This window comes from Kribbella sp. NPDC056345, from assembly GCF_042262745.1.
Lineage (GTDB): Bacteria > Actinomycetota > Actinomycetes > Propionibacteriales > Kribbellaceae > Kribbella.
Genome location: NZ_JBHJQQ010000002.1, coordinates 663270 through 675265 on the forward strand (window position 1 = coordinate 663270; position 11996 = coordinate 675265).

The following is an 11996-nucleotide window of genomic DNA, read 5'->3' on the forward strand; positions in this document are numbered from 1 at the left end:
GCACCGCAGGCCCGGGTATGACGAGAATTTCGGGAAAAATCTCGATGTGACCTAGGCCACTTTGTTCGGACCTACTTCTCGTCGAGCCCATCCAGCCGCAGCGGGACGAGTTTGCGGGCCTCGTCGTACGACGTTCCGGTCAGCTCGAGGAGGTCGACCACGGTCGAGCGGATCTGGCCCAGGACCACGACCGCGGACAATCCGGCCGGCAGCGGCATATCCGCCGTACGGCGGCCGAGCTCGCCCAGCACGCGGTGCGCGGCGACCTTGGCGGCGGGCTCGAAGAGGGATTCCGCGATCAGACGGGTGCCGTCGGCGAGCCGGTCCAGGAGCATCGGGTACTCCTCCGGCATCCGCTCGTCACGCCAGACCGAGACCGCGCACCGCCGTACCAGGACGCGGATGTTGCGGATCGCGCGGTCCAGCGGGACGACGAGATCGGCGATCTGCTGGACGCGGCCGCGGTGCCTGCGGCGGAACGGGGAGAGGCGGACGACCGCGACCCCCTCCGCGGCGGCGCTGCGCAGGTCGTCGAGCATGGCCTCGCTCGCCCGGGCCCGGCGGAGGGCATCGGTCAGCTCGCGCTCGTCGCGTTCTTCTGCGTGGGCTTCTTGGTCGGTCTTGTCGCGGAGGCCGTCGGCGGTTTCGACGAGGATTGCGGAGAGCTCGTTCAGTACCTCGGAGGCTTGTTGCCGTGGGCGCCTGATTGCGGCGGCCGGGGCGATGGTTGCCGCGGCGAGCGCGACCACGCCGCCGAGCACCGCATCCAGCCAGCGGCTGAAGCCGGCGCCGGGGTTGGGGAGCAGGGTGGTGACGATCGCGGCCTGCACGCCGGCCTGGGTGGTCATCAGAGTGCCGGCGCCGAGCAGTACGGCGATGCTCATGGCGAGCGCGACCACGAAGATGATCTGGGGTACGCCGGTGCCGAAGAACCGGACGAACAGATCGCCGACCCCGACTCCCACGGCCACCCCGACCATCACCTCGGCGACCCGGCGTAGTCGCTGGCCGAAACTGAAGCCCAGACAGACCATCGCGGCCACCGGCGCGAAGAACGGTTGATGATGGCCCGCAACGTACCGAGCCAGCGCCCAGGCGACACCGGCCGCGATCGCACACTGGGCGATGAAGAAGATCCGATCGCGCCAGCGCTCCAGGCGGCGGCGTACCGAGGCGCGCGAACGTCGTGCAGCCTGCGGCGCGACGTCGTCGCGCAGCTCCCGCAGCTGGTCCAACGTCAGCCTGACCGGATCCATCCGATCATTGTGCCCGGCTTGATTCATCGGGGCCTGAAGGGACACTGTGTGTTCATGACGGAGAACAACCGCGAGGACTACGGCAGCTACAGCGTCGACGACGAGGACCAGCTGCAGGCGGAGGACACCCTGAACGACCGTGGGGTGGACGATCTGCTCGACGAGGGCTACTCGCCGCCCGAGAAGTGGTCCGCCGGTGAAGGCTTCGGCACCACCGCCGACGAGGCCCTCCAGGGCGAGACCCTCGACCAGCGGATCGCCCAGGAAGAGCCCGACGTCGACCCGTACGCCGAGCAGGCCGAAGACGTCGGCGGTCCCGAGGTCGGCACCCGCCGCTCCGGCCGCCTGGTCGCCCCCGACGAAGGCGCCCACGCCGACATCGATTCCGACCTGGTCGCCGAAGACATCGGCTTCGACGGCGCCGCCGCCTCCGCCGAGGAAGCCGCCGTCCACGTGGTCGACGACGAAGAAAACTTCGAACTGGACGAAGACGACGACACCGACCTCGCCTCCTACGAAAACGTAGACCTCGGAGACGTCACCGACCCCGAGAACTGACCTACCGCCGGGTGACGGTCACCCTGGTGCCGTGTTTGGGGACTAGGGTGACGTTTTTTGCTTGGGCTGGTTCGGGGGTGGGGTCCGGGGCGTGCAGGTTGTAGGCGGCGAGGGTGGCGCGGAGGATCTCGGTGCCTTCCATGAGGGAGAAGCCGGCGCCGATGCAGCGGCGGGAGCCGCCGCCGAAGGGCATCCAGGTGCCGGGGGCGGGCGGGTCGTCGGACAGGAAGCGCTGCGGGCGGAACTCGGCCGGTGTGGGGAAGTGTTCGGCGTCGCGGTGGACGAGGCCCATGGCAGCCAGGATCGTGGTGCCGCGCGGTAACCGGTAGCCGGCCAGGTCGGTGGTCTCGGTCAGCCGACGGCCGACCTGGTAGACGACCGGATGCAGGCGCAGGGATTCCTTGACGATCGCCTCGAGCTCGCCGTCGGCACCGTGGTCGGTGGCGTGCTGCCCGAACGCGAGGTCCTCCGGCCGGCGGGCGAGCTCGTGGAAGGCCCAGGCCAGTGCGGTCGCGGTCGTCTCATGACCGGCCAGCAGGAGCGTGACCAGCTGATCGCGGAGCTCGACGTCGGTCCATTCGCCGGCCGCGAGCAACCGCGAGAGTACGTCGTTGCGCCCGGTCAGGTTTCCGCGCCGGCGCGCGATCTCGTCGTACAGGATCTGGTCGATCTGTTCCTGCGCGCGCAGGAAGGTCCGCCACGGCGGGATCCGGAGCAGCGGCCGGTAGAAGCCGCCCAGCATGATGATCGGCGACACCGAGACGATCTTGTCCACCAGCGGGCGCAGCGTGTTCAGCCGGTCGTGATCGGTCACGCCGAAGATCACTTGCAGGATGATCTCCAGCGTCAGGTTCCGCATCCGCTGGTGCATCTCGAACGGTGTGTCGATCGGCCAGGTGGCGGCTTCGGCCACGGCGAGCTCGTGCACCATGTCGGCGTACCCACGCAGTGCCTGGCCGGAGAACGCCGGCATCAGCTGGCGGCGCATCCGCACGTGGTCCTCGTCGTCAAGCAGGAGCAGCGAACTCGACCCCATCACCGGCTCGAGCGCAGTGTTGCCCTCGCCGGCGTGCATGACCGAAGGCGATCCGCCGAAGACCTCACGGATGTGATCCGGCCGGCTCAGCACGACACACACCCGGCTCTTCGGAACCAGGCGGATCGTGAAGACATCGCCGTACTGCTCGCGCATCCGTGGGAGGAACGTCTTGCGGTGGCTCGCGAACAGAGCGCTCTGCACCAAGGTGGGCCAGCGTGGGCCGGGCGGCAGCGTGCGGGCGGTCTGGCGATCGAGGGTGCGGGAACCGAGCAGTGGTGTCGGAGCCATCCTTCGACGTTACGTCAAACTGGTGAACGCTGAGCATCGAAAGCGACAAGCGCAGCAACGATCCTGGGCAACTGATTGTCGCTCGCCGGATCGAGGCCGGTCAGTCTGGCGACCTGTTTGAGCCGGTAGTCGACGGTGTTCGCATGGACGTGCAGGTCGGCCGCGGTCTGGCGACGGCTGCGGGCGTTGTCGAGGTAGCAGCGCAAGGTGGAGAGCAGATCGGCTCGGTCTTCGAGCGGATCGAGAAGCTGAGCCAGCCGGTCGCGCGCCGGGCTCGGCCTGCTCAGCTGGAACTCCAGCACGAGATCGTCGAGCTCGTAGACGCCCGGTGGATGGCGATGGATGCGGATGACGTCGAGCAGGTCCCTGACCAGAGCGGCAGCAGCCGGTACGTCGGATGGCGGGCTGGTGGTGATCGCCAGGGTGATGTCGACACCGGCCACCCGGCTCAACTTGGTGCGGAGGGTGTCGACCTCGCCGCGGGTGCACGGGAGTAACGCGATCCCGCCGTCGACCGACAAACTCGCCATACTGCCTGCCAGGCGGTCGAGTTCGACCCGGACCCGCCGAAGCTTGCGTCGGGCAACGATCTGTGGGTCGACACCTGGCTGCCGCTCATCCGGGTGGGTGCCGAAGGCGAGGCCGGCCACGAGATACTCGGCCGGCAGCCGTACGCCGGTCCGCACCGCCGCCTCGTCTACCGCGCGCCCGCCGAGTAGCGCCGCGAGCACTGCCTGCCGGGAGGCCTGGTCCTCACCCGCGATCGACTGGCGTTCCTCGAAGTAGCTCGCCGACACGACCGCGGTGACCTGCTGCAGGAAGTCGAGGATCAGCCGGTTGAGCAGGATCGCGTCGGGCAGCTCCTCAGGACGGAACCCGGCAGCGACGTCGTCGGCGCAGACCTTCCCGCCCAGGTGGTACGCGGCCAGCAGCGCCTCCAGCGGCACGCCCTCCTCGGCCCGCCGCCGCGCTGACTCCCTGAGCGGAGCGAGAACGTCGCCGGTCGGTACGACGCCGGTCCGGAAGGTCTCGATGAACGCTCGCAACGACTGATCGGTGATCCGGCGGATGTCGCCCTGTAGCTCCTCGGTCGGGAGCTGCGCATACAGCGGGATCTCCGCGACCAGCCTCGTGAGTACGTCGTCGACCAGCCGCGGGAGGCGGGACCGGACCAGCTCATGCACGGGCACGCCGCCCGCACGCAGCTCCTTGTGATCTGTCACAACAATCACCCCTCGAACTCTGGGCGTGGCCCCAGCGACCGGCAGGCGCTTTGGGGTCGAACATTACTACCCAGAAGTAGAGTGCCGGGCCGACCGCAAAGGGTGATGACAATGAAGCGACGGGTACTGCTGGCCGTGGGCGTGATGCTGGCTGGCCTGGTCAGCCCCGCGACGGCACGCGCGGACGACGTCTTCGAGTACGTCGCTCTCGGCGACTCCTCCGCGGCCGGGCCGCTGATCCTGCCGCAGATCGATCTGCCGTGCTTGCGGTCCGGCGTCAACTACCCGCACATCGCCGCCGCCGAACTCGGCGCCCAGCTGACCGACGTGACCTGTTCGGGAGCCGTGATCCCCGACTTCAGCGAAAAGCAGTTCGGCTTCGTGCCCCCGCAGTACAACGCTCTGAAGCCGACGACCGACCTGGTGACGGTCGCCATCGGCGGCAACGACACCGGCCTGGTGGCAGCAGCCCTGAGCTGCATCAACCTGCTCCCCGCCCCAGCCGGCCTCTCCTGCAAAGAGCGCTACACCGCCGGCGGCAAGGACCAACTGGCCGCCCGCATCACCGCCACCGCCCCCGCCTTCGGCCAAGCCCTCGACCGCATCCGCGCGCTGGCCCCCAACGCCCGCATCCTCGTCACCGGCTACGGCACCTACATCCGCCCCGCCGGCTGCTACCCCCAGATCCCCGTCTGGCCCATCGACGCCAACTACCTCCAAGCAACGGTCGACCGCCTCAACCACATGCTCGCTACTCAGTCCGCCCTCCACGGCGCAACCTACGTCGACCTCCGCAAGCCCTCCATCGGCCACGACGCCTGCGCCCCCATCACCCAACGCTGGCTCGAAGGCCTCATCCCCACCTCCGACGCAGCCCCCCTACACCCGTCCCGCCGAGGCATGGCCGCCTTCGGCACCCTGGTCGCCGCAGCCGCCCAGTAACCCCCGCTCCGGAGTCCACACCCCCGGCTCACTCCCGGGGGTGTGGACATTGGGTGGTGGGCTTGAACAAGGAATGACCTGTGGCGGCCCACCAGTTCCTGTTCAAACCCCCCGCACAAGCCGCCGCGCCCGGTGCCTGTGATTGGCACCGGGCGCGGGGTGGAGGGCACCGGGGTGGGGGGGTGGTGCCCTCGGGGGTTAGGAGCGCTTGAGGCGGAGGGTGAGGATCTGGAAGGGGCGGAGGTCGAGGGCGACCGCTCCGTTGTCCAGGTCCCGGTCCGCGAGGTGACGCTCGAGGAGGTCTACTTCGGTCACCGACGCCGCCCCGAAGGAGGGGGTGAGGGTGCCGCGGGAGCGGCCGCCGGTGGATTCGTAGAGGCGGACGATGACGTCGCCGGACTGGTCGTCGGCGAGTTTGAGGGCTTCGACGACGAGGTTCGGGTTGTCGATGGTGACCAGGGGGGCGGTGCCTTCGGCGCCGGTGACGACGCGTTCGGGCAGGTTGATGCGGTAGCCCTCCGAGATGGCGTCGCCGATGCCGGCGCCGACCACCAGGGCGTGGTTGACGGTGTGCAGGCCCTGGTCGGTCTGCGGGTCGGGGAACCGCGGGGCGCGGATCAGCGACGTGCGGATGGTGGTCGTGGTGCCGCCGTCGGGGCGGGCGGTGCGGTTGATGTCGTGGCCGTACGTCGAGTCGTTGACGACGGCGACGCCGTAGCCGGGTTCGCCGACGTGGACCCAGCGGTGGGCCGCGATCTCGAACTTCGCCGCGTCCCACGAGGTGTTCTGGTGGGTCGGCCGGAAGATGTGGCCGAACTGGGTCTCGGAGGCGGAGCGGTCGGCGTGGACGTCGACGGGGTAGGCGGCCTTGAGGAACTTCTCGGCCTCGTGCCAGTCCATCGCGGTCTCGATGTCGACGCGCTTCGCGCCGGGGCGCAGCCGCAGCGTTTGGGTGACGGTCGAACGGTTGAAGGAGCGCTTGACGACCACGGTCGCCACCCCGTCGACCGAGCTGAAGTCGACGCTGTCGACCTCGGTGAGGTCGCGGACGTTGTTCTTGTAGAACGAGTCGACGTCCCAGGCGTCCCACTGGTTCGGGGTGTCCACGTGCAGCTGGAGAAGGTTGCCTACGGCACCTGGTGCGATCACCTCGCGGGCGGCCTCGACGTCGTACAGGGAGGTGATCAGGCCGCGCTCGTCGATGGTGACGCGGATGACGCCGTTGTCCAGTACGCCGTTCTCGATCGTCACCGACTGGCCTTCGCCGGCCGCGATGCCGGCGCCGAGTCCGGCCACGCCGTTGCGGCTGTGCGGTGCGCCGTTGAAGACGATCTGCGCGTCACCGGTGCCGGCCAATGCCTGCTGGGCCTTGCCGATGATCGCTTCGAGCTCTTCGGCCAGTCTCGCGTACGTCGCCTCGGCCTCGCGGTGTACCCAGGCGATCGAGCTGCCCGGCAGGATGTCGTGGAACTGGTTCAGCAGCACGGCCTTCCAGATCCGGTCGAGCTCCTCGTACGGGTACGCGTCCAGCTTGCCCGCGACCACGGCGGCTGCCGACCAGAGCTCGGCCTCGCGGAGCAGGTGCTCGCTGCGCCGGTTGCCCTGCTTGGTCTTGGCCTGCGAGGTGTACGTCGCGCGGTGGATCTCGAGGTAGAGCTCGCCGGACCACACCGGGGCCTGGTCCGCGTACTCCTCCTGGGCTGCGGTGAAGAACTCGGTCGGGGACTCGATGGTCACCCGCGGCGAGGACTCCAGGTTGGCCACCCGGCGGGCGGTCGCGATGAACTCACGGGTGGGTCCGCCACCGCCGTCGCCGTACCCGAACGGCGCCAGCGAGCGGGTCGCCGAACCGTTCTCGGCGAAGTTGCGCTGTGCCTTGGCCAGCTCGTGGCCGGACAGGTCGGAGTTGTAGGTGTCGATCGGCGGGAAGTGCGTGAAGATCTGGGTGCCGTCGAGGCCCTCCCACCAGAAGGTGTGGTGGGGGAACTTGTTCTTCTGGTTCCAGGAGATCTTCTGGGTCAGGAACCACTTCGAGCCGGACAGCTTCACCAGCTGCGGCAGGGCCGCGGTGTAGCCGAACGAGTCCGGCAGCCAGACCTCCTGCGTGTCGATCCCGTACTCGTCCAGGAAGAAACGCTTGCCGTGCACGAACTGCCGGGCCAGCGCCTCGCCACCGGGCAGGTTGGTGTCGGACTCGACCCACATGCCGCCCACCGGAACAATGGTGCCCTCGGCAACGGCCTTCTTCAGCCGCTCCCAGACCTCCGGGTAGTTCTCCTTCACCCAGGCGTGCTGCTGGGCCTGCGAGAACGCGAAGACGAGCTCGGGGTACTCCTCGGCCAGGGTGGCGACGTTGGAGACCGTGCGGGCGACCTTGCGCCGGGTCTCGCGCAGCGGCCACAGCCACGCCGAGTCGATGTGCGCGTGCCCGACCGCGGACAGCTGATGCGCACTCGCGTGCGCCGGACGGCTCAGTACGTCGGTCAGCTGGGCGCGCGCATCGGCCGCCGTACCGGCGACGTCCTCGTAGTCCAGTACGTCGAGCGCCCGGCTGAGCGCACGGAGAATCTCGCGGCTGCGCGGCTCCTGCGGGGTCAGCTCACGCTGCAGGCCGTCGAGCGCCTCGAGGTCGAGGATCAGGTCCCAGACCTCGGCGTTGAAGACGGCCAGGTCCGCGCGGGTCAGCTGGTAGATCGGCTTGCCGCCCGGCTCCGGCTTCGAGCCGAGGTCGGCGGAGACCGGGGCGAACGCGTTCCAGCCCAGTACTTCGGGGTTCGCGGCCGCCTCGACGTAGAACTCGATGGTGTCGCCGGGCGAGGCCGCCGTACCGTCCGGGCCCAGGATGGACAGCGGCGCGTAGGTCTGCCGCGGGTGCAGGCCCTTCAGCGGGACGCCCTTGGTGGTGTGCACGAGACCTTCGGCGGAGAAGCCGGGGCCGCCGCTGAAGCCGAGGTCGATGACGGCCTCGATCTCGGATCCGGCCCATTCGGCCGGGACCTGGCCGCTGAAGTGGAACCAGGCGGTGCCCCAGGGGGCGCCCCAGGGGAGGCCGATCTCGGCGGGCTCGTAGCTGGCAGCGAGTGCCTCGGCGGGGGATACCGGCTCACCAGGCGCGTGCCACACCTTGATGTCCAGCGGGACCGCCGCGCCGTAGATCGCGGGGCGGATCCGCTCCCGCAGGGCGCGCTTGAGCCGCTCCTCGATGAGTTGACGGTCGTCGTGCACGAAATCATCCTCCGGGGGCTGTTACTGGGGTTCAGACACGCAATCCACGCGGTCGCGCGATGACAACGCTGTCACACCGACCGGGGGCCCGTCCAGACGCAGTTTGTGAGAACCAGCTGACGGACGCTCCGGGTAGCGGTTCGGTAGCGGCGGGCATGCGCAGCTACCGAACCGGCCCGGTTGCCACATAGGTTGTCCCGTATGGACCGTCCCCGCCTGATCGTTCCGGATTCGATGAGCCGGCGCAGAGTGCTCGGCCTCGGCGCGGCCGCCGCGGCGGCCTTTGCGCTGCCCGGGTGCTCGCGGGGCCGCTCCGACGAGCCCGCGCCGGCGGCTCCGGCCAAGCTCGCGACCGGGAACGTCGGCGGTGTCTACTACTCGTTCGGTAGCGGACTGGCCATGCTGGTCAGTGAGGTCACCGGGATGACGTTGACCGCGGTCGAGACCGCCGGGTCGATCGACAACCTTCGCCGGGTGCAGGCCGGGACCGCCGACGTCGGCTTCGCCACCTCGGACTCGGCGTACGCCGCCTACGAGGGGCTCGGCCAGTTCAAACCCGGAGCGCTGAACAAGATCACCTCACTCGGCCGGACCTACGACAACTACGTGCATGTCGTGGTGCCGATGGCCTCGACGGTCAAGACCCTGGAGGATCTGGCGGGCAAGGACGTCAGTGTCGGGCCGAAGGACTCCGGGACCCAGCTGGTCGCCGACATGATCCTCGACACGGCCAAGATCGAGAAGACCGGCGAGAGCGTCGGGAGCAGGGTCCGGAAGAAGTCGCTGTCGCTGGAAGAAGCGGTCAAGCAGTTGTCGGACCGGGCCAACAAGTCGGCCGCACCGGGCCAGGGAATCGACGCGATGATCTGGAGCGGCGGCCTGCCGACCGCGCCGATCGCGGCGCTGCAGTCGACGATCGGCTTCCGGCTGGTCGACATCGGCTCGGTCGCGCAGACCATCGCGCTCAAGCAGTTCGGCGGCTACATCGTCTCCTCGATCCCGCCGAAGACCTACGGGCTGGCCAGCGCGGTCCCGACCCTGACCATCCCGAACTACCTGATCGCCCGGCCGAACCTGTCCGACTCCTGGGCCTGGTGGATCGTGAACACGCTGTTCCGCCGCCAGAAGGACCTGATCGGCAACCCGAACGACAAAGCGAACTACCACCCCGAGGCCAGCGCCCTGGACCCGCGATCGGCGATCGCGACCATGCCGGTCCCGCTGCACCCGGCCGCCGAACGCTGGTACCGCAACAACCACATCTGAGGTACGGCGAGCGCCGTACCTGCTCAGAGCTCGTAGTCGTCGATCAGGGGGACGCGGACCTCGATCACCAGGCCGCCGCCGATCGGCGGGCGGGCGACCACGCGGCCGCCGACCCGGGCCGCTTCGGAGCGGACGATCGCGAGGCCGAGGCCGGTGCCCGGCATCTCGCGGTGGTGGGCACTGCGCCAGAACCGCTCGCCGACCTTCTTCAGGTCGCGCGAGCCGAGGCCGAGGCCGTGGTCGCGGACCGAGAGCACGACCTCGGTGCCGTCGCGGGTGACCGAGACCTCGACCGGCGGAGCGCCGTACTTGGAGGCGTTGTCGAGCAGTACGTCGAGGATGTCGTCGACCTCGAGCTCCGGGGCGACCCCGCCGGGGACCATGTCGCCGATGATCAGCTCGAGGTCGTCGGCGGCGTACACGGCCTTCCAGCCGACCAGCCGCTCCTTGACCGCCTGGGCCAGGTCCAGCGGCTCCTCGCTGTTGCCCTCGGCATCGGCTCCGGGACGGTCCGAACCGGCCAGCCGGGACAGCCGCTGGACGATCCGGCCGAGCCGGTCGATGTCACTGAGCGCGAAGCGCGCGGTCGGGGACAGCCGGGACAGGCCCTCGATGTGGATCCGGGCCGAGGTCAGCGGTGTGCGGAGCTGGTGCGAGGCGTCGGCGACGAACTCGCGCTCGCGCTGCCGGGCCTGGTGCAGGCTGAGTGCCATCGAGTTGAAGCTGTCGCCGAGGCGGCGGAGCTCTGGCGCGCGACCGTCGGTGGAGACTCGGGTGTCGAGGGCGCCGCGAGTGATCTGGTGGGTCGCGTTGTCCAGATCCTTCACCGGGTTGATCACCCAGCGGCTGATCGGCCGGACGATGCCGGCGATGATCGCGCCGATGCTGATCAGCAGGCCGATCAGCAGCAGGATCAGGCTGCGCCGGACCTCGAGCCGCGGGTCGTCGGTGGGCACCCGCAGAAAGGCGGCGCCGAGGATACGGCCGTTGTTGGCGACCGGACGGGCGACGATCATCTCGCCGTCCTGCCACGGCCACAGTGCCGGTGGCTCGGCCGGTAGCCGGCCGGCCAGGGTGCTGCCGAGGGCGGTGGCGATATCGGGCTCCTGCAGGTCCACGCCGGACTTCGAGGTGGCGACGACCTTGTTGTTGTCGTCGACGATGAAGACCGGGGTGTTGTAGAGCTCGTCGTACCGGACGGCCATCTCGCGGAGGTTGGCGATGTCACCGGACTGCAGCGGCGCTTCGGCCATGGTGGCGAACCAGTCCGCGTCGTTGCTGCGGGACAGGAACAGGGTGCGGGAGGCGCCGGTGGCGATGAAGTTCGCCAGGGGGACGGTGGCGATGATGGCCAGCAGGACGACCATCGGAACGAGGGACTGCAGTAGTCGACGGCGCAACGGTCAGTCCGAACCCAGTCGGTAACCGACGCCCCGGATCGTCTGCACCAGCTCCGGACGGCCGAGCTTGGCCCGCAGGCTGGCGACGTGCACGTCCATGGTCCGCGAGGAGGCCTCGAAGACGGACTGCCAGGCGTACAGGGCGACCTGTTCGCGGGGGACGACCCGGCCGTGGTGTGCGGCCAGCACAGCGAGCACGTCGAACTCCTTGCGGGTCAGACTGATGGGCTTGTCGGCGACCTGGACGGTCCGGGCCTCGATGTCCACGGTGAGGTCGCCGACAGTGACCCGGGGGCGGGGCTGCAGTAGGCCGGTACGACGTAGTACAGCATCGATCCGGGCCAGCAGCTCGGAGATCGCGAAGGGTTTCACCACGTAGTCGTCGGCGCCGCTGCGCAGCCCACGGACCCGGTCGGCCGCCTCACCGCGCGCGGTGACCGCGATCACCGGCACGTCGGAGACCGAACGGATCTGCCGGCAGACGTTGATCCCGTCCCCGTCCGGCAGCCCGAGATCCAGCAGGACCAGGTCGCCGGGGTCCGCCGCGAGGGCGTCCGCCGCCGTCCGGACATGGGTCACCATCAGGCCGTACCGCCGCAACGCGGGTATCAGGGCATTGGCGATATCGAGATCGTCTTCGACCAGCAGAATCCTGACAGCGCCACTCATGCGGTGATCGTAGGCCAGGTGGGGCGTGGATGTGTCAGATCTTGGTAAAGACGTAATCACGCAACTCCATGCAGTGTTCGGCAACATTAGCCTTCCGCACACAGGAGGGAACCGGTAGATGACTGTCGGT

Annotated in this window: 9 protein-coding genes; 3 read left to right on the top strand and 6 right to left on the bottom strand. The window is 69.2% G+C overall.

All coding sequences use genetic code 11. The features are described 5' to 3' along the window. Positions 1 to 71 precede the first annotated feature (71 nt). Positions 72 to 1256: an aromatic acid exporter family protein gene (locus tag ACFCV3_RS08850; protein WP_376027748.1), complete on the bottom strand. Its 1185-nt coding sequence runs from the start codon at positions 1254 to 1256 to the stop codon at positions 72 to 74. A 54-nt stretch (positions 1257 to 1310) separates the two neighbouring features. Here ACFCV3_RS08850 and ACFCV3_RS08855 point away from each other — a divergent pair, with 54 nt between their 5' ends. Further along, entirely contained in the window at positions 1311 to 1814 is a 504-nt protein-coding gene (locus ACFCV3_RS08855; RefSeq protein WP_376027750.1) for a DUF5709 domain-containing protein, read from the top strand. A 1-nt stretch (position 1815) separates the two neighbouring features. Here the strand turns inward: ACFCV3_RS08855 and ACFCV3_RS08860 are convergent, their stop codons facing one another. Next, positions 1816 to 3141, bottom strand: coding sequence for a cytochrome P450 (locus ACFCV3_RS08860; protein WP_376027753.1), 1326 nt, complete (start codon positions 3139 to 3141; stop codon positions 1816 to 1818). A 14-nt stretch (positions 3142 to 3155) separates the two neighbouring features. Continuing rightward, on the bottom strand, positions 3156 to 4364 hold the full coding sequence (locus ACFCV3_RS08865) for a PucR family transcriptional regulator (RefSeq protein ID WP_376027756.1): 1209 nt from the start codon (positions 4362 to 4364) through the stop codon (positions 3156 to 3158). Positions 4365 to 4475: 111 nt separating this feature from the next. Between ACFCV3_RS08865 and ACFCV3_RS08870 the strand changes: the two genes are divergently transcribed. Continuing rightward, the gene (locus ACFCV3_RS08870) at positions 4476 to 5306 is read left to right on the top strand and encodes an SGNH/GDSL hydrolase family protein (RefSeq protein WP_376027757.1); all 831 of its coding nucleotides are present in this window, start codon (positions 4476 to 4478) and stop codon (positions 5304 to 5306) included. Positions 5307 to 5504: 198 nt separating this feature from the next. Here the strand turns inward: ACFCV3_RS08870 and ACFCV3_RS08875 are convergent, their stop codons facing one another. Continuing rightward, on the bottom strand, positions 5505 to 8531 hold the full coding sequence (locus ACFCV3_RS08875; RefSeq protein WP_376027759.1) for an alpha-mannosidase: 3027 nt from the start codon (positions 8529 to 8531) through the stop codon (positions 5505 to 5507). 201 nt (positions 8532 to 8732) lie between these two features. Between ACFCV3_RS08875 and ACFCV3_RS08880 the strand changes: the two genes are divergently transcribed. After that, positions 8733 to 9797, top strand: a complete 1065-nt coding sequence (locus tag ACFCV3_RS08880; protein ID WP_376027760.1) for a TAXI family TRAP transporter solute-binding subunit — start codon at positions 8733 to 8735, stop codon at positions 9795 to 9797. Between the two features lie 23 nt (positions 9798 to 9820). Here the strand turns inward: ACFCV3_RS08880 and ACFCV3_RS08885 are convergent, their stop codons facing one another. Both ACFCV3_RS08885 and ACFCV3_RS08890 read right to left on the bottom strand, forming a co-directional pair. Then, positions 9821 to 11164 (bottom strand): ATP-binding protein, encoded by a 1344-nt coding sequence (locus ACFCV3_RS08885; RefSeq protein ID WP_376027762.1) that lies wholly within the window; start codon positions 11162 to 11164, stop codon positions 9821 to 9823. A gap of 36 nt (positions 11165 to 11200) precedes the next feature. After that, entirely contained in the window at positions 11201 to 11866 is a 666-nt protein-coding gene (locus tag ACFCV3_RS08890; RefSeq protein WP_132414253.1) for a response regulator transcription factor, read from the bottom strand. Between the last annotated feature and the right edge of the window lie 130 nt (positions 11867 to 11996).

What these genes read in the sequence shown, in the direction of transcription:
- ACFCV3_RS08890 (WP_132414253.1), bottom strand. Translation starts at nt 11,866, where the DNA reads ATGAGTGGCGCTGTCAGGATTCTGCTGGTCGAAGACGATCTCGATATC.
- ACFCV3_RS08850 (WP_376027748.1), bottom strand. Translation starts at nt 1,256, where the DNA reads ATGGATCCGGTCAGGCTGACGTTGGACCAGCTGCGGGAGCTGCGCGAC.
- ACFCV3_RS08860 (WP_376027753.1), bottom strand. Translation starts at nt 3,141, where the DNA reads ATGGCTCCGACACCACTGCTCGGTTCCCGCACCCTCGATCGCCAGACC.
- ACFCV3_RS08855 (WP_376027750.1), top strand. Translation starts at nt 1,311, where the DNA reads ATGACGGAGAACAACCGCGAGGACTACGGCAGCTACAGCGTCGACGAC.
- ACFCV3_RS08870 (WP_376027757.1), top strand. Translation starts at nt 4,476, where the DNA reads ATGAAGCGACGGGTACTGCTGGCCGTGGGCGTGATGCTGGCTGGCCTG.
- ACFCV3_RS08880 (WP_376027760.1), top strand. Translation starts at nt 8,733, where the DNA reads ATGGACCGTCCCCGCCTGATCGTTCCGGATTCGATGAGCCGGCGCAGA.
- ACFCV3_RS08885 (WP_376027762.1), bottom strand. Translation starts at nt 11,164, where the DNA reads ATGGTCGTCCTGCTGGCCATCATCGCCACCGTCCCCCTGGCGAACTTC.